We start from the raw sequence: 19,946 nt of genomic DNA, 5'->3' as shown, positions 1-19,946 counted from the left end.
CTCAGGTCATGCGCAGGAAAGCGATCAGCCCCTGCTCGAAGTGCGAGAGCCAGAACAGCATCATCGCCGACAGGGTGAGCGCGAACATGAACAGCCCCACCGCCACCTGGAGCGAGGTGAACAGGAAGAACACCTGCACCTGCGGTGCCAGCTTGCTCAGCAGTCCGAGCGCGAAGGCGAACATGATGCCGGCGACGATGAAGGGGGCCGCCATCTGCAGGCCGATGAGGAAGCTCTGCGACACCAGCCGCCCGATGGTCGCCGCCATGTCGTTCACCGGCAGGGCGGCGCCGGGAATGAAGAAGTCGAAGCTGTCCACGACCGCCATCAGCAGCAGATGATGCAGGTCGGTCAGGAAGATCAGAAGCAGCCCCAGCCAGCCCAGCAGTGCCCCAGGCAGTGATCCCTGACCGGCCATCGCCGGGTTGAACACCTGGGCATTGGCCAGACCCGCCTGCACGGCGATGATCGAGCCCGCCGTCTCCAGCGCGCTCATCAACAGGCGCGCCACGCTGGCGACGAAGACGCCGACCGTGATCTCCCCCATCAGCAGGACCAGCAGCGCAAAGGGGTCGGCGGGCATCGGCGGGATCCGCGCCTGCACCACAGGGGCCACCAGCACGCTGACCGCGAGCCCGAGCAGCAGCCGCGCGCGCTGGGCGACGAAGGCGTCGCCGATGGTCGGCATCACCATGAAGGCGCTGCCGACACGGGCGAAGACCACCAGCCAGACATAGACCTGTTCGGCAAGAAGCTGTTGAAGGACGTTCATCGCCGCAGCCTCACGGCGAGGCACTGCCCATGGCGACGATGCGGTCGATGATCTCCTGTTCGAAATAATGGGTCATCTGGTTCAGCATGTAGGGCATCAGCAGGATCGACAGGCCGAACACCAGCAGCAGCTTCGGCACCATCGCCAGCGTCTGCTCGGAGATCTGGGTCACCGCCTGGAAGATGGAAATGGTGGTGCCCAGTATCATCATGCCGACCATCACCGGTGCCGCCACGAAGACGAGCGTCACCAGCGAGGTGCGGCAGATCTCGATGACATCCGTCTCGCTCATGGCACTGGCCGCTCAGCCACCGTCAGATCGGCATCCGCAGGATTTCCTGATAGGCGGTCACCACCTTGTCGCGCACCGCGGTGACCGTCTGCAGGGTCATCTCCGCGTTGGTGACGGCCTGCACGACATCGGTGATGTCGGCCTTGCCCACCGACGCCAGGGCCGACATGTCCTCCCCCCGGCGCATGCTGCCGATGGTGTTGCGGGCGGCGTTCTCCAGCACCTCGCCGAAGGAGGTGGCCGGGGTTTCGCGCCCGATGCCGGGGCCGGTCAGGCGGCCGGCGGTGTTGGCGTAGGCGGCGATGGCGCCGGCGATGTTGGTGGCCATGATCCTGGTCCCCTGGCGTGTCGGACGGCGCGCGTCAGCCGCGCAGAACTTCGATGGTGCGCGACAGCATGGTGCGCGCGGCCTCCACCACCGACACGTTCGCCTCGTAGGAGCGCTGCGCCTCGCGCATGTCCATCGATTCGATGATGGAATTCACGTTGGGCAGCAGCACATAGCCGTCGGCGTCGGCGCTGGGGTGGGTGGGGTCGTAGCGGCGCTGGAAGTCGCTCTTGTCCACGTCGATCTTGGCGGCCCGCACGGTGTCGGTGCCGAGCGCACGGTCCAGCTCGTTCTTGAAGATGACCACCTTGCGCCGGTACGGCAGGTCGCCCGGTGTCTCGGCGGTGGTGTTGGCGTTCGCCAGGTTCTCGGCGATCACCTTCAGCCGGACGCCCTGCGCCTTCATGCCGGAGGCGGAGATCGCCATCACGTTCTGGAGATCCATGGGTCGACTCCCGTCCTGTCAGCGCCGCTCAGCCGCCGCCGCTGCGCAGGGCCATGCGGATCATGCCGACCTGCTTGCGGTAGAGGTTGAGCATGGTGTTGTAGTCGGCCGTCGTCTGGCCGACCTTCATGATCTGCTCCTCGATCACCACGGCGTTGCCGGCGGGCGAGGTCTCGTACGGGTCGCGCTGGCGCCGTGCCTGATCCTCGCCGGACGGCCGGGTGCCCGACAAATGGGTGGCGCTGGTCGCCGCCATGTTCATCCGCCGCTGGTCGGCCAGCGCGTCGCGGAAGGTGAAGGGCTTCAGGTCCTGCGGCTTGAAGTCGGGCGTGTCGGCGTTGGCGACATTCTTCGCCAGCACCTCCTGGCGCTGGGTGAGATACCCCATGCGCTTCGACATCAGCTTGAACAGGCCGAGATCGCCGAGATCCATCCTACCGCCCTCCGGGCCCGTGATCCGCCCATGCGGCCACACCACGGGCCGACCCGCATCGTCCCGCCGTTGGGTTAACGAAGGGTGAATACCTCCATCGGTGGTCACGACGCGTGGCGGTGCCGCCACCCTCCCCGGCGGAGACGGCCGTCACTCACCGTCGGCCGCGCCCTCCTCCGGCGGCAGCTCCCGATCCTCCGCGTGCCAAGCGGCCAGCGCCCGGGCGTAGCGGGGCATGACGGTGGGCATGATCGTCGAGCCCTCCAGCGGACGTTCCACACCGAACACGTATTTCGGGAATTCCAACGGCTTCTGGACGGCCCAGATGCGGTCGTGCTCGTGCGGGGGCAGGATGGACGCGGGGTCGCCGACCGCGATCCAGCCGATCGGCACCGTGGCCCCGGCCGGCAGCACGGTGCGCAGGTGGACGACACCGTTGATCCGCACCTCCGCACCGCGCCCGATGCGGGCGCCGTTGAACACGGTGGCACCGGTCGCCAGGAACACCTCGTCCTCGATGGTGCAGCCGGTCAGGCTGGCGCGTGGCCCCACCAGCACATGGTCGCCGATGGTCAGCGGCATGCCACGCACCCCGCGCAGCACCGCGGTGTCCATGATCACGCAATGGGCGCCGACGACGATGGGCCCGCTCTCCGCCGTCAGGACCGCGCCGAACCCTATGGAGGTGCCGGGCCCGACCGTCACGTCGCCACAGAGGGTGGCGTTCGGGGCGACGCGGGCGCCCGGGTGGATCACCGGCCGTTTGCCCAGATGCTCGATCAGCATGCTCCCCTCCTCCGCCTCGCCATCCGTCGTCATGCTACCCGCCATCGGCCTGCCGAACCAGCCTTCCGGCCTAGGACGCGGCGGTGTCGTCTCCACCGCTGGTGTGCGCGGATGGGGACGTCGGCACCCCGTTCTCGGGAGCTCCTCCCCGGAAGGGCACTGCCTTATGGAAATCCGGTCGCCGGGCGGTCGGGTGCCAAGGGGGGTGTCGGGCGGGAACGGCGATACCCCCTCTCCCCGTCGTCCGATCGGAGCCGTTGCCGGCCATAGTCCGTTGCACGCACGGACCCGCCGCCAACGACACCGGATCGCATGCTGCATCGGATCGCCAGCCGCCTCACCGTACTCGTCGTCGATGACGATCCCCTGCTCCGCCACGGGTTGGAGGGAGCGCTCGCCCTGTGGGGCGTCGGCAGCGTCCTCGCCGCCGCCGACGGGGAGGAGGCGGCACGCCTGATCCTGTCCGAACCGATCGACCTCCTGCTGACGGATTGGGTGATGCCGCGCTACAGCGGCGCGGAGCTGGTGCGCTGGCTGCGCGAGGGGCCGAACACCCCCTGCCCCGGGCTGCCCACGATGGTGCTGACCGGGCGGGCCGACGTCACCACGGTGCGCGCCGCCTGGAGCCTCGGGGTGGACGCCGTGCTGGTGAAGCCGGTGACGCCGCCCGTCCTTGCCAAACGCATCGAGGCGGTGCTGGAGCGTCGGCGCGACCGTACGGCACCGGCCGCCGGCCCGGTCGGACGTCCGCCGGAGTGCGATGTGCCGGTGCCGGAGGTGCTGACCGGCACGGCCCCGGCCGCGGTGCGCCCGGCGCTTCCCGCCCCGCCGGCCGCCGACGTCCCCCGCCTGACCGGTGAGTCCAGGCCCGCCCTCCGCCTGCCGCGGACCGGCACGCTGCACGGCTCCGACCTGCCGGCCCGACGGGCCCGGCTGCTGATGCTGCTCGACCGGATGGAGGCGGCGGCGGACCACCCCGGCAGCGGCCGGCTGCACCTGTTCGTCGCCGACCTCATGCACGCCACGGCCGGCACCCCCCTGGTCGAGGAGATCGCCGCCTCGCTCGCCGTCTGCGTCGCCGACGTGCGTCCCGGCGCGCCCGGCCAGACCGACGCGGTGCAGGCCCATGTCGCCGCCCTGCGCTGGGCACTGAACGGCAACGAGGCCGCGCGGGCGTCGGCACGGACCCTGCTGCGCTGCCTGCGCGCGTCCGTCGCCATGCTCGCCCGCCGCGCCCCGGCGCGCGAACGGCCGGCACTCGCCCTCCCCGACCGCCGGACGCCGCCGGCACCACCGCCGGTGATGTGACCTCAGCGGCCGGTCAGCACGATGTCGTCGTAGATCTGGGCCTGGATGGCGGGGCGCTGGCTGTGGTTGACCCGGCGGGCGTCCTCCACCACGGCGCGGGCGGTGGAGCGCACGGCGGCGTCGAAGGTGACGCCGGGGGCCGCGATCTCCCGCAGGAAATGGCGCATGAACAGGCTGTTGGGGTTGCCGTCCGCACCGGGCAGCCGGTCCAGCGCCTTCTCCCCGGGTCCGGCGGAGAACACGATGGTGGTCTCGGCCACCGGGTCGGGCAACCGGGTGAAGCCCCGCGTGGCCCCGATCGACCGGCCGCCGGGCCGGGCCAGCGGGTTGTCCCGGCAGGCATCGACCAGCGCCAGCAGATAGCGCGGCCGGGAGGCGGCGATGTCGCCGATCAGCCGGCTCAGCTCCAGCGCCTCCGACCGCGCCAGCCGCTCGGCCACGTCGGCGGGCATGTTGGTGATGTCCGGAAAATCGGCGGGCAGCAGCAGGTTGCTGCCGGCGATCTCCACCCCGTGCCCGGCGAACAGCACGAGCGCCAGCGCCCCCCGTTCGATCCCGGCGGCGAAGGCAGCCACCGCCTGGTTCAGCGCGAAGCGGCCGGGGTTCAGCACCTCGTTCACCGCGAACCCCTGCGCCCGCAGCCGGGCCGCCAGCGCGCGGGCGTCCGCCACCGCACGGGTCAGCGGCTCCACCGCCCGGTAGGCGTCGATCCCCACCACCAGCGCCTGACGGGGACCGGTGAAGGCTGGGGACGTGGCAACGGGGGGCAAGGGCTGGGGCGTCGGCGGGCGTTCGGCGACGGGGGGCGGAACGGGAGCCGGCGCGGGAACCACGACGGCCGTCGCGGGCGTGGGGGCGCCACCGCCCGTCGGCGCATGGCGCCAACGCACCCGGTCGCTAGGACCGAAGGGCCGTGCCGTCAGGCCATCGGACAGCGAAAGATACCGTTCGACACCATCGGAACCGTTGAACCGCCCGTCCTCTCCAATCACCATCCATTCCCCGTCGCCGAAGCCGCTCAGTCGGAACCGCTCCCGCCCGGTTGCCGCGTCCCAGAGACGGGCGGTCTGGTCGTTGCTACCGGTCAGCACGGATCGACCATCGGGCGAGAAGGCCACGGCGAGAATGTCGCCCGAGTGACCTTCGAGTCGCCGCAGCTCGCGACCGGTCGCCGCTTCCCACAGCCGCGCCGTTCCATCGCCGCTTCCGGTGAGAACCCGCTTCCCATCGGCGGAAACGGCGACAGCCATCACATGGCCGCCATGACCTTCGAACCGGCGAACCTCCCGACCCGTGGACGCATCGAACAGCCGTACCATCCGATCCCGGCTTCCGGTCAGCACGGAACGGCCATCGGGCGAGAAGGCCACCGCGAGCACCGCCATGCCGTGCCCGTCGAACCGGCGGATCTCCCGCCCGGTCGCGGCATCCCACAGGCGAACTGTCTTGTCGTTGGCCCCGGTGAGCGCCCAGCGCCGATCGGGGGACAGGGCGACGCTCCGGACCCAATCGGTGTGCCCGTCGAACCGGCGAACCTCCCGACCGTTTGCGGCATCCCACAAGCGCGCCGTGTGGTCGTCGCCCCCGGTGAGCGCCCACACCCCGTCGCGGGAGAGGGCGACGCCGCGAATCCAATCGGTGTGCCCGTCGAATCGACGGATTTCCCGGCCGGTCGTGGCATCCCAGAGGCGGGCGACCTTGTCCGCGCTGCCGGTCAACAACCACCGCCCGTCGGCGGACGGTTCGACGGCGTTGACGTTGCCGGCGTGGCCGGTGAACCGGCGGACCTCCCGCCCCGTCGCGGCATCCCAATGCCGCGCGGTGTTCTCGTCGCTGCCCGTGATCAGGAATCGTCCGTCGGGCGAGAAGGACACGCTGTTCATGTTGGATTCCGCGTCCTTGAACCGACGCGTCTCCCGCCCCGTGGCGGCGTCCCACATCCGAATGTCGCGGTCGACGCTGGCGGTCAGCACGGATCGCCCATCGGCCGAGAAGGACACGCTCTTCACCTGGCCGAAATGCCCTTCGAACCGCCGCGTTTCCTGGCCGCTCGCGGAATTCCAGAGCCGGGCGGTCTTGTCGTCGGAGCCGGTGAGCACGGCCCCTCCGTCGGGCGCGAAGGCCACGCTGTTCACGGGGCCGTCGTGCCGGCCGATCACCCGGATCTCCAGCCCGCTGGCGGCGTCCCAAAGCCGGACGGTGCGGTCCTTGCCGCCGGACAGAACCCACCGCCCGTCCGCCGACATGGCGACCGCGAGGACATAATCACTGTGCCCGTTGAACCGGCGGATCTCCCCGCCGGTCGCGCTGTCCCACAACCGCAAGCTCTTGTCGTCGCTGGCGGTGACCAGCGACCGTCCATCGGGCGAAAATGCCACCGCCCGGACCCAGTCGTCATGCCCGGTGAAGCGGCGGATTTCCCGGCCGGTCGCCGGATCCCACAGGCGCGCCGTGTCGTCGTCGCCAGCCGTAAGCACGAACCGTCCGTCTGGCGACAGGCCCACCGCGCGCACGGTGTCGTCGTGGCCGGTGAAACGCCGGACTTCCTGGCCGGTCGTGATGTCCCACATCCGTGCCGTCCGATCGTCGCTGGCGGTGAGCAGACGGCGTCCATCGGCGGAAAAAGCGATACCGTTCACGTCGCTGCCGTGCCCCTCGAACCGCCGGATCTCGCGCCCGCTCGCCGCGTGCCACAAGCGCGCGGTGTTGTCCCAGCTTCCCGACAGGACGAACTGCCCGTCGGGGGAGAAGATGGCCGCCGCAACGCCGGCACCATGCCCGAGCTGGGGAACAAGCTGCTCCGCCGCATGCGCCGGGACAATGGAAGCCACGAGCAGGAACACCGACAGCGCGCCCGCCATCGCCGCGCGGATTTTGCGGACCATGCCTTCACCTCATGCCGGGAATACCGAACCGGCGCACGCTACTACGGACAGGCAATCCGGCGCATCAAGACGATGATGTTCGCGCGCAGTCCCGCGGTGCCAGTCCCGAGTCGTGGTGATCGCCCGCCCATCTCTTGTGGCCCCGCCAAACCCGCCGAACGGGAATTTCCGTAACGCCACCGCAAACCTATACTCCTTCCCCGAAGACACGCCCCGCGGACCCTTCCTTGCTTTTTGCTTGGTGGCTTCGCGGGGCGGTTGCCGGAAACGACAGCCATTGTTACCTGTCTGTCAGGCGAACAATGGGCCGGCGGGCCGGCCAACGGGTGGGGAGTGGGTCCATGGCACTGGCAACGGTGACGCTCGACGACAAGTATGTCCTCGAATCCGGCCGCGTCTACATGACGGGCACGCAGGCGCTGGTGCGGCTGCCGATGATGCAGCGGCAGCGCGATCTGGCGGCGGGGCTGAACACCGGCTGCTTCATCTCCGGCTACCGCGGCTCGCCGCTGGGCGGCTTCGACCTGAACCTGTGGACGGCCCGCAAGTTCCTGGAAAAGCACCACATCCGCTTCCAGCCCGGCGTCAACGAGGAGCTGGGGGCGACCGCCGTGTGGGGCAGCCAGCAGGTGGGCATGTTCCCCGGCGCCCGTTACGACGGCGTCTTCTCCATGTGGTACGGCAAGGGGCCGGGCGTCGACCGCTCGGGCGACGTGTTCAAGCACGCCAACGCCGCCGGCACCTCGAAGAACGGCGGCGTGCTGGTGCTGGCCGGCGACGACCACAACTGCAAATCCTCGACCTTCCCGCACCAGTCCGAACACGCCTTCATGCACGCCATGATCCCCGTGCTGAACCCGTCCGGCGTGCAGGAGATCCTGGATTACGGCCTGATCGGCTGGGCGATGAGCCGCTATTCCGGCTGCTGGATCGCCATGAAGACCATCGCGGAGACGGTGGACACCTCCGCCTCCGTCACCATCGACCCGCACCGCGTCTCCCCCATCATTCCCGCCGACTTCGTGATCCCGCCGGGGGGCTTGAACATCCGCTGGCCCGACCCGCCGCTGGAGCAGGAACACCGGCTGATGCGGCACAAGCTGTACGCCGCGCTGGCCTTCGCCCGCGCCAACCGGTTGGACCAGGTGGTCATGGCCTCCCCCCGGCCGCGCTTCGGCATCGTCACCACCGGCAAGTCCTATCTGGACGTGCGGCAGGCGCTCGACGAGTTGGGCATCTCCGAGGCGATGGTGGCCGACCTGGGCGTCACCGTCTACAAGGTCGCCATGCCCTGGCCGCTGGAGCGCGACGGCGTGCGCCACTTCGCCGAAGGGCTGGAGGAGATCGTCGTCGTCGAGGAGAAGCGCGCGGTCATCGAGAACCAGTTGAAGGAGCAGCTCTACAACTGGCACCCCGACGTGCGCCCGCGGGTGGTCGGCAAGTTCGACGAGGAGCAGGAATGGATCCTGCCCTCGGCCGGCGAGCTGTCGCCGGCGCAGGTCGCCGTGGTGATCGGCCGCCGGCTGCTGCGCTTCGCCGACATCGCCAGCATCCGCGAGCGGGTGGAGTTCCTGGACAGGCAGGAGAAGCAGAAGGCCCACAAGGCCCGGGTGCTGCGCACGCCCACCTTCTGCTCGGGCTGCCCGCACAACACCTCCACCCATGTGCCGGAGGGAAGCCGCGCCGTGGCCGGCATCGGCTGCCACTACATGGCGAGCTGGCTGGACCGCAAGACGGACACCTTCACCCAGATGGGCGGCGAGGGCGTGCCGTGGGTGGGCCAGTCGCCCTTCACCGACGAGCCGCACATCTTCGCCAACCTGGGCGACGGCACCTATTACCACTCCGGCCTGCTGGCGATCCGCCAGTCGATCGCCGCCAAGGTCAACATCACCTACAAGATCCTGTTCAACGACGCCGTCGCCATGACCGGCGGCCAGCCGGTGGACGGCACGCTGACGGTGCCGTCGCTGGCGGCCCAACTCCGCGCCGAAGGGGTCGGCCGTATCGTCGTGGTCTCCGACGAGCCGGAAAAGTACGGCATCGGCAACGGCCTGCCGGCGCACACGGGCGTCGAGCACCGCGACGAGCTCGACCGCGTGCAGAAGGAGATCCGCGAGGTCAAGGGCGTCACCGCCATCATCTACGACCAGACCTGCGCCACCGAGAAGCGCCGCCGCCGCAAGCGCGGCAAGATGGTGGACCCGGCCAAGCGCGTGGTGATCAACGAGCTGGTCTGCGAGGGCTGCGGCGACTGCTCGGTCAAGTCGAGCTGCGTGTCGGTGGTCCCGGTGGAGACGGAGTTCGGCCGCAAGCGCCAGATCGACCAGTCCTCCTGCAACAAGGACTATTCCTGCACCAAGGGCTTCTGCCCCAGCTTCGTGACCGTCGTCGGCGGCAAGCTGCGCAAGCCGCAGCCCGCGGCCCGCGGCGGGGTGGACGTCTCCGCCCTGCCCGCCCCGGTCATGCCGTCGCTCGACCGGCCATGGAGCCTGTATGTGACCGGCGTCGGCGGCACCGGGGTGGTCACCATCGGCGCGCTGATCGGCATGGCCGCGCACATCGAGGGCAAGGGTGTCGGCGTGCTGGACATGACCGGGTTGGCCCAGAAGGGCGGTGCGGTCACCAGCCACATCCGCATCGCCCGCTCGCCCGACGACATCCACGCCGTGCGCATTGCCGCCGGCGGGGCGGACGCTGTGCTCGGCTGCGACCTGATCGTGGCGGCGGCCGGCGACGGGCTGTCGAAGATGGTGGCGGGGCGCACCCGCGCCGTGCTGAACACCCACGACACCATCACCGTGGACTTCCTGAAGAAGCCCGACTTCCAGGTGCCGGTGCGCGACCTCGTCGCCGACGTGCGCAAAGCCTGCGGCGACGCCGGCGCGGTGGACGCGCTGGACGCCACCCGCATCGCCACCGCCCTGCTCGGCGACAGCATCGCCAGCAACCTGTTCATGCTGGGCTTCGCGTGGCAGCGCGGGCTGGTGCCCCTGTCGGCCGAGGCGATCCTGAAGGCGATCGAGCTGAACGGCGCCGCGGTCGCCATGAACACCCAGGCCTTCCAATGGGGCCGTCTGGCCGCCCACGACCGCGCGGCGGTGGAGGCCGCGGCCACGCCGGCCGCGACCTCCTTCGGCCCCATCGACGAGCAGCGCCGCCTGTCGGAAACGCTGGACGAGGCGATCGGCCGCCGCGCCGCCTTCCTCACCGACTATCAGGACGCCGCCTACGCCGGCCGCTTCCGCGCGCTGGTGGACCATGTCCGCCGCGTCGAGGAGCAGCGGGTGCCGGGCACCACGGCGTTCACCGAGGCGGTCGCCCGCAGCCTGTTCAAGCTGATGGCCTACAAGGACGAGTACGAGGTGGCGCGACTCCACGCCGACAGCGGCTTCGTGGAGAAGATCGGCGCCATGTTCGAGGGCGACTGGAAGCTCACCTACCACATGGCCCCGCCCGCACTCGGCGCCGCCGGGGAGAACAGCGGCGAGCCGCGCAAGAAGACCTTCGGCCCCTGGATGCTGAAGGCGCTGGGCCTGCTCGCCAAGGGCAAGCGCCTGCGCGGCACCGCACTCGACCCCTTCGGCCGCACCGCCGAACGCCGCATGGAGCGCCGCCTGATCGAGGAGTTCGAGGCGACCGTCGGCACCCTGCTGACCGGCCTGACCCGCGACAACCACGCGCTGGCGGTGGAGATCGCCACCCTGCCGATGGAGATGCGCGGCTACGGCCACGTCAAGGAACGCAACGTCGCCGCGGCCAAGGCGAAGGAGGCCAAATTGTTCGAGGCCTTCCGGGCACCTGCGGCGCCGCAGCCAATGGCGGCGGAGTGACATGGGTTTGGGCAGGCTTTCGGAACTTGGGAACGAATGCCTGCCCACCCGCGCGGGGACGACGAACCCAGGGGCGGGTGGCCGCTCGTGAGAGGGTGCCGAACGGCCTGCGACGGGCCCACCGCTTGACCATGCGTCGCGCAACCTGGAGACAATAATTTTAGCAATGGCTTCGCGCGAAAATCTTTCCTTAAGGCTGGGCATCGTAAAATGTGCGAACATGCTTCCGAACCGCGGTAAAGGCCGCGGCGCGGGGTTCGGCAAAAGGCCGGCACGAGGGGAAGGAAAGCACCATGGCATCGACGTCAGCGATCGGTGGCGGAACATCCGCCGTTGCGACCACGCAGACCCAGAGATCGGTCAGCGTCGCCAAAGCAACCCTGTCCTCGACCGAGGTTGCCGCCAAAGGGGCAGGGTCCGACGAGGTTGTGACGCTGTCGAAGTCCATGGAGAAGCTGCTGGACAGCTTCACCGGCGGCAGGCCCGCCAAGCTGGGTGCCGACGACGCGCCCAAGCCCGACAGCGGGGGTTCGAGCTCCGCCGGCCAGTACAAGAGCGCGGCGCTCGACCGTGCCCGCGAGGCCGAAGCCATCATGAGCCGCGTGCAACAGGCCGGCGCCGACTTCGCCAAGGGTCTGGGCAAGGCGCTGGACGGCATCGCCGACACGTTGGGCAAGACGCTCGGCCAGCTCGGGATGTCCAGCGACGACGTCAACAGCCTGCTCAGCGGCTTCAAGGACGATCTGGCCGGCAAGTCCAAGGAGCTGCTCGACACCCTGTCGCAAAGCCCCGACTTCGGGCAGATGGCGTTGGACTACCAGTCCACGTCGACACAGTTCTCCATCGAAACCAGCGGCATCGACCTGGTGGTCCAGGACGGTGACCGCAAGATGGTGGTGTCCTACGCCAAATCGACCCTGGATCTGAAACGTCAGGACGAATCGGTGCAGGTGCAGGCCGGCGCCAACGACAACGGATCGGTCGCGGTCAGCGCAACCTCCACCGCCGCCCAGGGCAAGGCGGAAGGCATGATCGTCAACGCGAAGGGCTTCTCGGCGGAGGAGGTGCAGCAGGTGCTGGACCGGCTGAACGAGATGCGGTCGGAAGGCGGCGCGTCGGCCAAGCTGACCCCGGAAAAACGGGCGGACGGCACGATGAAGCTGAAGCTGGACCTGTCGGCGATCCTGCCGCCCCCGGACAAGGATGCCGGCGGCGCAACCACCGCCGCTCCCGCGGCCGCGGCCTCCCCGACATCGTCCCGGCTGAACATCGCGGTGTGATGCCGGTGGCCGGACAGCCGTCCGGTGTCCGGACTTCCAGCAACCCCCCGGCCAATTGGCCGGGGGGTTTGCGTTTCTTGAGACGGCAGCGGCCGGGACCGATACGGGCAGCGGCCGGCAGGATCCGGTGCATCACGCCCGACCGTAACACCAACGTCACACATCGCGCGTAAAAACACCGCTTCCCCGGGACGGAACGGGCCGCCGCGTGGCATGAAGAGGCACGAGGCCCGCGCCCGACGACAAGGAGGCAGGAGACGATGAAGGTCACGCTCGCCACGATCGCGGCGACCGCCGCGCTGGTTCTTTCGCTGTCCACCGAGGCGGCGTCCGGCAAGCTGGTGGTCTACACCTCCCAGCTCGAGGCCGACGCCAAGCAGACGGTGGAGGCCTTCAAGGCGCAGAACCCCGGCGTCGAGGTGGACTGGATCCGCAGCGGCACGACAGAGCTGATGAACAAGCTGCGGGCGGAGTTCGCCGCCGGCGCGCCGCAGCCGGACGTGCTGCTGATCGCCGACGCCGTGACCATGGAATCGCTGAAGGCCGAAAAGCGGCTTCTGAAGCTCGACGGCCTGCCGACCGAGGGCTACCGCCCCGGCACCCACGACGCGGCCGGCTACTGGTACGGCACCAAGCTGATCACCACCGGGATCATGGTCAACACCTCGGCCAAGATGGTGCCGTCCTCCTGGCTCGACCTGCTGAAGCCGGAGGCCAAGGGCAACGTGGTGATGCCGAGCCCGCTCTACTCCGGCGCCGCCGCCATCCATGTGGCGTCGCTGAAGGAACAGCCGGGGATCGGCGCCGGCTATCTGGAGAAGCTCCAGGCCAACGGCGCCACCGCGGCCAAGGGCAACGGCGGCATCCTGAAGTCGGTCGCCGGCGGCGAGAAGCTGTATGGCGTGGTCGTGGACTATCTGCCGATCCGCGAGCAGCTCAAGGGCGCGCCGGTGACCTTCGTCTTCCCGAAGGAGGGCGTCAGCGCCGTGACCGAGCCGGCCGCCGTGCTCGCCACCGCCAGGAACCCTGAGGCCGGCAAAGCCTTCATCGGCTTCCTGCTGAGCCGCGAGGGGCAGGAGCTGGCCTCGCGCCAGGGCTTCCTGCCGGCGCTGGCGGGCGTGAAGGCCCCGGAGGGCTTTCCCGACCCGGCGACCATCACCGTCATGCCCTATGACCCGGCCAAGGCGCTGAAGGACGACGAGGCCAACAAGCGCGCCTTCGCCGACCTGTTCGGCGGCTGATCGCCTTGACCGACACCGCGCTCACCGGCGGTGGAGGCTTCACCCTCCGCCTGCCGCGTGTTTCGTTTCTGCTGGTGCTGGCCGGGGTGCTGGCCCTGCTGCCCATCCTGCGGCTGCTGTGGGAGGTGGCGGGACCGGCGCTGTCCGGCGATGCCGTGGCGGCGGCGCGGGTCCTGCAGTCGCCGATGACGTGGCGGGCCACGCTGAACAGCGTGGCTCTGGCCGCCGGGGCGACGCTGGTGTCAGGGCTGCTGGGGGCGCCCTTCGCGCTGCTGTGCGGGGTGACGGATCTGCGCGGGCGGGCGGCGCTGGCCTTCGGGCTGATGCTGCCGCTGATGATCCCGCCGCAGATCGTCGCGCTGTCCTGGATCCATCTGGCCGGAGCCGGCAGCCCGCTGCTGAAGCCGCTGGGCCTCGCCCCGCCGCCGGGCACGCCGAACCCGGTCTATTCCTCCGCCGGGATGATCCTGGTGATGGGGATCGAGCACGCGCCGCTGGTCTTCCTGGCGCTGCGCGCCGGGCTGCGCGCCGTGCCGCGCGACCTCGTGGAAGCCGCGCAGGCGGCGGGGGCCCGGCGCGGGAGGGTGCTGCGCACCATCGTGATGCCGCTGTCCCTGCCGTCGCTGGCCGCCGGTCTGGCGCTCGCCTTCGTGGCGGCGCTGGGGAATTTCGGGGTGCCGGCGCTGCTCGGCATTCCAGCCGGGATTCCGGTGCTGCCCACCCTGATCTACCGGCGGTTGGCCGGCTTCGGCCCGTCGGTGCTGCCGGACGTGGCGGTGCTGGCGGCCATCATCGGGGCCGTGGCCTGCCTGGGCATCGCGGCGCAACTGGCGCTCCAGGCGCGCAGCGACACGCGGGTGCTGGGCGGCTCCGCCCCACCGGCGGTGTTGGAACTCGGCCGCTGGCGGCTTCCGGCGGAGATCGGCTGCTGGGCCGTGCTAGCGCTGGTGCTGGCCGCCCCGCTGGCCGCCCTGGTCTCAACCAGCCTCGTGCGCGTCTACGGCCTGCCCATCGGGCCGGAGACGGCGACGCTGGCGCATTACGCGACGGTGCTGGGGCTGGATCAGGTCGGCCGCGCCTTCACCAACTCGCTGTTTCTGTCTGCCGGGGCGGCCGTGCTGCTGGGGCTGGTCGCCATCCCGCTGGCGCACGCCATGGCGGGGCGCGCCAACCGGTTGGCGCGGGCGGTGGGCGTGCTGGTGGAACTGCCCCACGCTGTGCCGGGCGTGGTGCTGGCCATCGGCTGCATCCTGGTGTTCCTGAAGCCGCTGCCGCTGGTGGGGGTCAGCCTGTACGGCACGCTGTGGCTGATCCTGGCCGCCTATCTCGCGCGCTTCCTGTCATTGGCACTGCGTCCGGCGCAGGCCGCTTGCGCGGCACTCGACCCGGCGATGGAGGAGGCGGCGCGCGCCTGCGGCGCCCGGCCGCTGCGCCGGCTGGTCACCATCGTCGGCCCGCTGGTGGCACCCGCCGCCGCGGCCGGTGGGTTGCTGGTGTTCCTGACCGCCTTCAACGAGCTGACCGTCTCCATCCTGCTATGGTCGCAGGGACGGGAGACGCTGGGCGTGGTGGTGTACGCGCTGGAAGAGGGCGGCAGCCCGACCCTGGCCGCGGCGCTCAGCGTCATCGCCATCGGGGTGGTGTTCGTGGCCATGCTGGCCGCCGGCGCCATCGGGCGGAAGCTGCCGCCGGGGATCATCCCCTGGCGGGATTGAGGGCGTCCGCCTCCGGCACCACCCAGCCGTCGCGGATGGCGAGCCGCAGGCTCTCCCCCGCCACCGGATGGGTATGGCCCGGCAGGCGCAGGACGAGGCGCGGGCCGCCGCCGGCCGGCACCGCCTCGACCAGCACGAAGCCGCCCTTGTAGGCGGCGCGCGCGATGCGGACCTCCAGCGGCCCGTCAGGGGCCGGCTCCAGATCCTCCGGCCGCAGGCAGACCAGCGCCTCCCCCGGCTCCTCCCCTGGCCGTACGCGCAGCACCGCATCGACGCCGAGCAGGCGTACGGGCGCGCGACCGTGGGTGGCCGGGCCGGTGACAGTGGCCGGGACCAGAGCCCCCTGCCCCACGAAGCCGGCCACCATCGGCGTGGCCGGTTCCCGGTAGAGGTCGCGCGGCGCCGCAAGCTGGGCAAGCCGCCCCTGATCAAGCACGGCGATGCGGGTCGCCAGCGCCATCGCCTCCGCCTGATCGTGGGTGACGTACACCATGGTGGCACCCGTACGCGCGTGGAAGGACGCGAACTCCTCCTCCATCGACGCACGCAGGTGAACGTCCAGGTTGGCCAGCGGCTCGTCGAGCAGCACCAGCTCCGGCCGCATGACGAGGCAGCGGGCGAGCGCCACCCGCTGCCGCTGCCCGCCCGACAGCTCGGCCGGGCGCCGGGTGTCGAAGCCGTCCAGCCCGACGGTGGCGAGTGCCGCGGCAACCCGCTCCGCCCGCTCCGGCTTGGCGACACCCGCCGTCTCCAGCGGGTAGGCGACGTTGCCGGCCACCGTCATGTGCGGCCACAGGGCGTAGGACTGGAAGACCAGACCGATGCGCCGCTCCTCCGGCGGCACATGCAGGCCGGGACCGGACATCGGCCGTCCGCCGACCGCGACGCGGCCGGAATCCAGCCGCTCAAAACCGGCGATCATGCGCAGCAGCGTGCTCTTGCCGCAACCGGAGGGGCCGAGCAGAGCCAGGAACTCCCCCGCCTCGACCGTGATCGACACGCCGTCCACCGCCGGCGCGCGGGTGCCGGCGTAATGGCGTGTGGCGGAGTCGATCGTCAGGGCGGGCGGGGGTGTCATCACGGTGTCATCGGCTCTCGAACGATCCGCGCACAGTGCGGAGCGCCCGGCCGATGTCAAGTGACGGAACCGTGACTCACGCCCCGCGCGCGAGCCGCAACATCCGGACTTCCTGCACCAGATCGCCGATGGCGCCCAGCGCGAAGGTGATGGCGGCCTCGTCCACCAGCACCCCGTCTTTCACCTTCTCGTGCACGGCGGGGACCACCACCTGCGGACGGGCGATCGGGCGCGCCATCGTGGCCGCCAGCGTCTCGCGGAGCTGCGCCTGGGCGCGGGCACCGCCGGTGAAGGCCATCGACGCCGACGCGATCAACGCGGGCTTGCCGACCATCGGCGACTTCATCGCCGGGCGCGACGCCCAGTCCAGCGCGTTCTTCAGCACGCCCGATATGCCGTAATTGTACTCCGGCGTGATGACGATCAGGCCGTCCGCCTCGGCGATCGCCTGCTTGAGGGCGGCGACCGCGGCCGGCGGGGTCGCCGTGTCCAGGTCCTGGTCGTAGAGCGGGACGTCGTTCAGCGGGAACAGCGTGATGGTGGCGAGCTCACCCGCGCGGTCGGCCAGCGTGCGGAGGACCGCGGTGCAGTGGGAGCCTTTTCGCAGGCTGCCGGAAATGCCGAGCAGGCGGATGGGCGCGTCGGTGCTGGTCAAGGGGAACTCCTATGACATTCGGTGAGAGTCACCACCAATGAATAGGGTGCGCCGCAGCATCGCCAACCGACCCCTTCGCATGGGTGCGATGCTGCCCCTATAGTGCGGCCCGTGTTGACCCGGGGGGCAAGGGATGAGCGAGGCGATCGTATCGGCGGAAGGGCTGCGGGCGATCACGGTGGAGGATCTGACCGTCGAACAGGCGCAGGCCGAGCTGGCCGCGCTGGCAGGCGAGATCGCGCACCACGACACCCTTTACCACCAGCAGGACCAGCCGGAGATCAGCGACGCCGCCTACGACGCGCTGGTCCGCCGCAACGGCGCCATCGAAGCGCGCTTCCCGGAGCTGGTCCGTTCCGATTCGCCCAGCGCCCACGTCGGCGCCGCCCCCGCCGGCGGATTCGGCAAGGTGCGGCACGCCGTGCCGATGCTGTCGCTCGGCAACGCCTTCGCGCCGGAGGACCTGACCGAGTTCGTCGCCCGCGTGCGCCGCTTCCTCGGGCTGGCGGAGGATGCGCCGCTGTCCTTCGTGGCGGAGCCGAAGGTGGACGGGCTGTCCTGCTCGCTTCGCTACGAGGACGGAAAGCTGGTGCTGGCCGCCACCCGTGGCGACGGCACGGAGGGGGAGGACGTGACCGCCAACGTCCGCACCATCAAGGACGTGCCGAACGAGCTGCCGGCCCCCTTCCCCGCCGTGCTGGAGGTGCGCGGCGAGGTCTATATGGACCGCCGCGACTTCCTGGCGATGAACGCCGCGCAGGCGGAGCGTGGCGAGAAGCTGTTCGCCAACCCGCGCAACGCCGCGGCCGGCAGTCTGCGCCAGCTCGATTCGACGATCACCGCGCGCCGCCCGCTGCGCTTCTTCGGCTACGCGCTGGGCGAGGTGACGGAGCGCATCGCCGACACCCAATGGGGCATCCGCGAGCGGCTGAAGGCGTGGGGATTCTCCCTCAACGAGCCGGCCCGCTGCTGCCACAGCGCCGCCGAGCTCCAGGAGCATTACGACGGCATTGGCGCGCAGCGCGCCGAGCTGCCCTTCGACATCGACGGCGTCGTCTACAAGGTCGACCGGATCGATCTTCAGGAGCGGCTGGGCTTCGTCAGCCGCGCGCCGCGCTGGGCCATCGCGCACAAGTTTCCGGCCGAGCAGGCCCAGACGAAGCTCCTGCGCATTTCCATCCAGGTCGGCCGCACCGGAGCCCTCACGCCCGTGGCGGAGCTGGAGCCCATCAACGTGGGTGGCGTGGTGGTCAGCCGCGCCACGCTCCACAACGAGGACGAAATCCGCCGCAAGGACGTGCGGGAGGGCGACCATGTCGTCGTCCAGCGCGCCGGCGACGTGATCCCGCAGATCGTGCGCGTGGTGGACGCGGATCGCCCGGATCGCGGACCCGAATACGTCTTCCCCGACCATTGCCCCGAATGCGGCAGCCTCGCCGTGCGCGAGGAGGGGGAGGTGGTGAAACGCTGCACCGGCGGGCTGATCTGCCCCGCCCAGGCGGTGGAGCGTCTGCGCCACTTCGTCAGCCGAGACGCCTTCGACATCGAGGGGCTGGGGATCGAGCGCATCCAGCTTTTCTTCGAGGAGGGGCGCGTGCGCTCCCCCGCCGACATCTTCACGCTGGAGCAGCGCGAGTCGGAGCGCATCGACCGGCTGGTGAGCAAGACCGGCTTCGGCAAGAAGTCCGTGCAGAACCTGTTCCAGGCGATCGACCGCCGCCGCACGGTTCCGCTCGACCGCTTCATCTTCGCGCTCGGCATCCGGCAGGTGGGTCAGGCGACGGCGAGGCTGCTGGCCCGCAACTACCGCTCGCTGGACGCCTGGATGGCGGCCATGGAGGAGGCGGCGAAGGACCGCGAGGGTCCGGCGTGGCAGGAACTGACCAGCATCGAGCAGATCGGCCCGTCGGTCGCCGGCGATCTCGCGGACTTCTTCGCCGAACCCCACAACATCGAGGCGCTGGCGGCGCTGCGCGCGGTGCTCACCAAGGTGGAGGATTACGAGCCGCCGAAGGTCGCCGCCGCCTCGCCCGTGATGGGCAAGACGGTGGTCTTTACCGGCACCCTGACCAGCATGACCCGCAGCGAAGCCAAGGCGCGTGCCGAGTCGCTGGGCGCCAAGGTGGCGGGATCGGTGTCGGCGAAGACCGATTACGTCGTCGCCGGGGCCGACGCTGGCAGCAAGGCCACCAAGGCGCGCGATCTCGGCGTGACGGTGCTGAGCGAGGAGGAATGGGCGGCGCTGATCGGATAACGCGCCGCCCGGCCCGTCCGGTTATGGCACCGTCAGCCGCGGATCGCCTCCGACCAGCGGCAGGTGGCCCTGGTGCCAAGGGAGACCTGGCGGTTCGCCTCCTGCCGCTGGGTGGCGTTCATCTTGCCCCAGACCTCGGCGGCTTCCTCCACGGCCTCGGCCTCGCCACCCGCGGCGGCCTGCTTCAGCCAGGCGTAGGAGACGGCGAAGTTGGTGCTGCTGCCGACGACCGCGCGCGCCAGACGGCGGGAAAGCCGCACGCCCTCGATGGTGTCGCCCATGTAGATCTGGCCCAGCTTGCGCATGGCAGGCGCGTAGCCCTGGGCGGCGGAACGGCAGAGCCAGTCGACAGCCTTCGGGGTGTTGTACAGCTCGCTCCCCTCGTTCACCGAGCAGCAATAGGCGGATCCCACCTCGAACTGCGCCACGCGGTCGCCCGCCTGGGCCGCGGCCATATGCTTGTTGATGGTGACCTCGCTGGACGTGGCACGCGCCCCTTCGACGACCGCGCTGGCGCAGCCGCCGAGTGCTGCGAGACCCAACAGCAGAACCGCACCCCGTGCCACATGCCGACGCACCCCGGCCCCAATCCCACGCGCCACCATAATCCACGCCCCTTCTGGTTCGATCGGCTTTCACGG

At 70.4% G+C, this 19,946-nt stretch carries 16 protein-coding genes; 6 read left to right on the top strand and 10 right to left on the bottom strand.

Features of this window, described 5'->3' with window-relative positions:
* Window position 1: 1 nt before the first annotated feature.
* The 6 genes from fliR to HL658_RS03810 all read right to left on the bottom strand — a co-directional run bounded on the left by fliR (window position 2) and on the right by HL658_RS03810 (window position 3,089).
* Window positions 2-772: a flagellar biosynthetic protein FliR gene (gene fliR / locus HL658_RS03835; protein WP_180280539.1), complete on the bottom strand. Its 771-nt coding sequence runs from the start codon at window positions 770-772 to the stop codon at window positions 2-4.
* Window positions 773-782: 10 nt separating this feature from the next.
* Window positions 783-1,064, bottom strand: a complete 282-nt coding sequence (locus HL658_RS03830) for a flagellar biosynthetic protein FliQ (RefSeq protein WP_180280538.1) — start codon at window positions 1,062-1,064, stop codon at window positions 783-785.
* A gap of 22 nt (window positions 1,065-1,086) precedes the next feature.
* Window positions 1,087-1,392 carry a flagellar hook-basal body complex protein FliE gene (gene fliE, locus HL658_RS03825; RefSeq protein ID WP_180280537.1) on the bottom strand — a complete coding sequence of 102 codons (306 nt, stop codon included), beginning with the start codon at window positions 1,390-1,392 and terminating at the stop codon, window positions 1,087-1,089.
* A gap of 34 nt (window positions 1,393-1,426) precedes the next feature.
* Window positions 1,427-1,837, bottom strand: a complete 411-nt coding sequence (flgC, locus tag HL658_RS03820; protein ID WP_180280536.1) for a flagellar basal body rod protein FlgC — start codon at window positions 1,835-1,837, stop codon at window positions 1,427-1,429.
* 28 nt (window positions 1,838-1,865) lie between these two features.
* Window positions 1,866-2,270, bottom strand: coding sequence for a flagellar basal body rod protein FlgB (gene flgB / locus HL658_RS03815; RefSeq protein WP_180280535.1), 405 nt, complete (start codon window positions 2,268-2,270; stop codon window positions 1,866-1,868).
* Between the two features lie 150 nt (window positions 2,271-2,420).
* Window positions 2,421-3,089: a gamma carbonic anhydrase family protein gene (locus HL658_RS03810; protein WP_211109644.1), complete on the bottom strand. Its 669-nt coding sequence runs from the start codon at window positions 3,087-3,089 to the stop codon at window positions 2,421-2,423.
* 279 nt (window positions 3,090-3,368) lie between these two features.
* Here HL658_RS03810 and HL658_RS03805 point away from each other — a divergent pair, with 279 nt between their 5' ends.
* Window positions 3,369-4,364: a response regulator gene (locus HL658_RS03805; protein WP_180280534.1), complete on the top strand. Its 996-nt coding sequence runs from the start codon at window positions 3,369-3,371 to the stop codon at window positions 4,362-4,364.
* Window positions 4,365-4,366: 2 nt separating this feature from the next.
* On the opposite strand, the gene HL658_RS03800 is transcribed toward HL658_RS03805, so the two are convergent.
* Window positions 4,367-7,249 (bottom strand): caspase family protein, encoded by a 2,883-nt coding sequence (locus tag HL658_RS03800; protein ID WP_180280533.1) that lies wholly within the window; start codon window positions 7,247-7,249, stop codon window positions 4,367-4,369.
* Window positions 7,250-7,590: 341 nt separating this feature from the next.
* Between HL658_RS03800 and HL658_RS03795 the strand changes: the two genes are divergently transcribed.
* The 4 genes from HL658_RS03795 (at window position 7,591) to HL658_RS03780 (ending at window position 15,318) form a co-directional block, all read left to right on the top strand.
* Window positions 7,591-11,082 (top strand): indolepyruvate ferredoxin oxidoreductase family protein, encoded by a 3,492-nt coding sequence (locus HL658_RS03795; protein ID WP_180280532.1) that lies wholly within the window; start codon window positions 7,591-7,593, stop codon window positions 11,080-11,082.
* A 293-nt stretch (window positions 11,083-11,375) separates the two neighbouring features.
* Window positions 11,376-12,362, top strand: coding sequence for a hypothetical protein (locus tag HL658_RS03790; protein WP_180280531.1), 987 nt, complete (start codon window positions 11,376-11,378; stop codon window positions 12,360-12,362).
* 260 nt (window positions 12,363-12,622) lie between these two features.
* The gene (locus HL658_RS03785; protein WP_180280530.1) at window positions 12,623-13,603 is read left to right on the top strand and encodes an ABC transporter substrate-binding protein; all 981 of its coding nucleotides are present in this window, start codon (window positions 12,623-12,625) and stop codon (window positions 13,601-13,603) included.
* 5 nt (window positions 13,604-13,608) lie between these two features.
* A complete protein-coding gene (locus HL658_RS03780) occupies window positions 13,609-15,318 on the top strand; it encodes an ABC transporter permease (RefSeq protein WP_246337258.1) in 1,710 nt (569 codons plus the stop codon).
* Here HL658_RS03780 and HL658_RS03775 read toward each other — a convergent pair.
* Complete coding sequence (locus tag HL658_RS03775; protein ID WP_180280529.1) at window positions 15,299-16,396, bottom strand: ABC transporter ATP-binding protein; 1,098 nt, start codon at window positions 16,394-16,396, stop codon at window positions 15,299-15,301. The genes HL658_RS03780 and HL658_RS03775 overlap by 20 nt on opposite strands.
* Before the next feature lie 76 nt (window positions 16,397-16,472).
* Complete coding sequence (locus tag HL658_RS03770; protein WP_180280528.1) at window positions 16,473-17,051, bottom strand: NADPH-dependent FMN reductase; 579 nt, start codon at window positions 17,049-17,051, stop codon at window positions 16,473-16,475.
* A 133-nt stretch (window positions 17,052-17,184) separates the two neighbouring features.
* On the opposite strand from HL658_RS03770, the gene ligA reads away from it, so the two are divergent.
* Window positions 17,185-19,305 carry an NAD-dependent DNA ligase LigA gene (gene ligA / locus HL658_RS03765; RefSeq protein WP_180280527.1) on the top strand — a complete coding sequence of 707 codons (2,121 nt, stop codon included), beginning with the start codon at window positions 17,185-17,187 and terminating at the stop codon, window positions 19,303-19,305.
* Window positions 19,306-19,337: 32 nt separating this feature from the next.
* Here the strand turns inward: ligA and HL658_RS03760 are convergent, their stop codons facing one another.
* Window positions 19,338-19,871, bottom strand: coding sequence for an SEL1-like repeat protein (locus tag HL658_RS03760; protein ID WP_180280526.1), 534 nt, complete (start codon window positions 19,869-19,871; stop codon window positions 19,338-19,340).
* Between the last annotated feature and the right edge of the window lie 75 nt (window positions 19,872-19,946).

The organism is Azospirillum oleiclasticum, from assembly GCF_013423485.1.
GTDB classification, from domain to species: domain Bacteria; phylum Pseudomonadota; class Alphaproteobacteria; order Azospirillales; family Azospirillaceae; genus Azospirillum; species Azospirillum oleiclasticum.
The sequence above is the reverse complement of the archived record's forward strand: the minus strand, read 5'-3'. Positions and strand labels throughout refer to the sequence as shown.

Excerpts from the sequence above, each read along its gene's own strand:
- HL658_RS03795 (WP_180280532.1), top strand. The coding sequence starts at position 7,591 with ATGGCACTGGCAACGGTGACGCTCGACGACAAGTATGTCCTCGAATCC.
- HL658_RS03805 (WP_180280534.1), top strand. The coding sequence starts at position 3,369 with ATGCTGCATCGGATCGCCAGCCGCCTCACCGTACTCGTCGTCGATGAC.
- HL658_RS03810 (WP_211109644.1), bottom strand. The coding sequence starts at position 3,089 with ATGACGACGGATGGCGAGGCGGAGGAGGGGAGCATGCTGATCGAGCAT.
- HL658_RS03785 (WP_180280530.1), top strand. The coding sequence starts at position 12,623 with ATGAAGGTCACGCTCGCCACGATCGCGGCGACCGCCGCGCTGGTTCTT.
- flgB (WP_180280535.1), bottom strand. The coding sequence starts at position 2,270 with ATGGATCTCGGCGATCTCGGCCTGTTCAAGCTGATGTCGAAGCGCATG.
- HL658_RS03800 (WP_180280533.1), bottom strand. The coding sequence starts at position 7,249 with ATGGTCCGCAAAATCCGCGCGGCGATGGCGGGCGCGCTGTCGGTGTTC.
- HL658_RS03790 (WP_180280531.1), top strand. The coding sequence starts at position 11,376 with ATGGCATCGACGTCAGCGATCGGTGGCGGAACATCCGCCGTTGCGACC.
- fliR (WP_180280539.1), bottom strand. The coding sequence starts at position 772 with ATGAACGTCCTTCAACAGCTTCTTGCCGAACAGGTCTATGTCTGGCTG.
- flgC (WP_180280536.1), bottom strand. The coding sequence starts at position 1,837 with ATGGATCTCCAGAACGTGATGGCGATCTCCGCCTCCGGCATGAAGGCG.
- HL658_RS03830 (WP_180280538.1), bottom strand. The coding sequence starts at position 1,064 with ATGAGCGAGACGGATGTCATCGAGATCTGCCGCACCTCGCTGGTGACG.
- HL658_RS03775 (WP_180280529.1), bottom strand. The coding sequence starts at position 16,396 with ATGACACCCCCGCCCGCCCTGACGATCGACTCCGCCACACGCCATTAC.
- ligA (WP_180280527.1), top strand. The coding sequence starts at position 17,185 with ATGAGCGAGGCGATCGTATCGGCGGAAGGGCTGCGGGCGATCACGGTG.
- fliE (WP_180280537.1), bottom strand. The coding sequence starts at position 1,392 with ATGGCCACCAACATCGCCGGCGCCATCGCCGCCTACGCCAACACCGCC.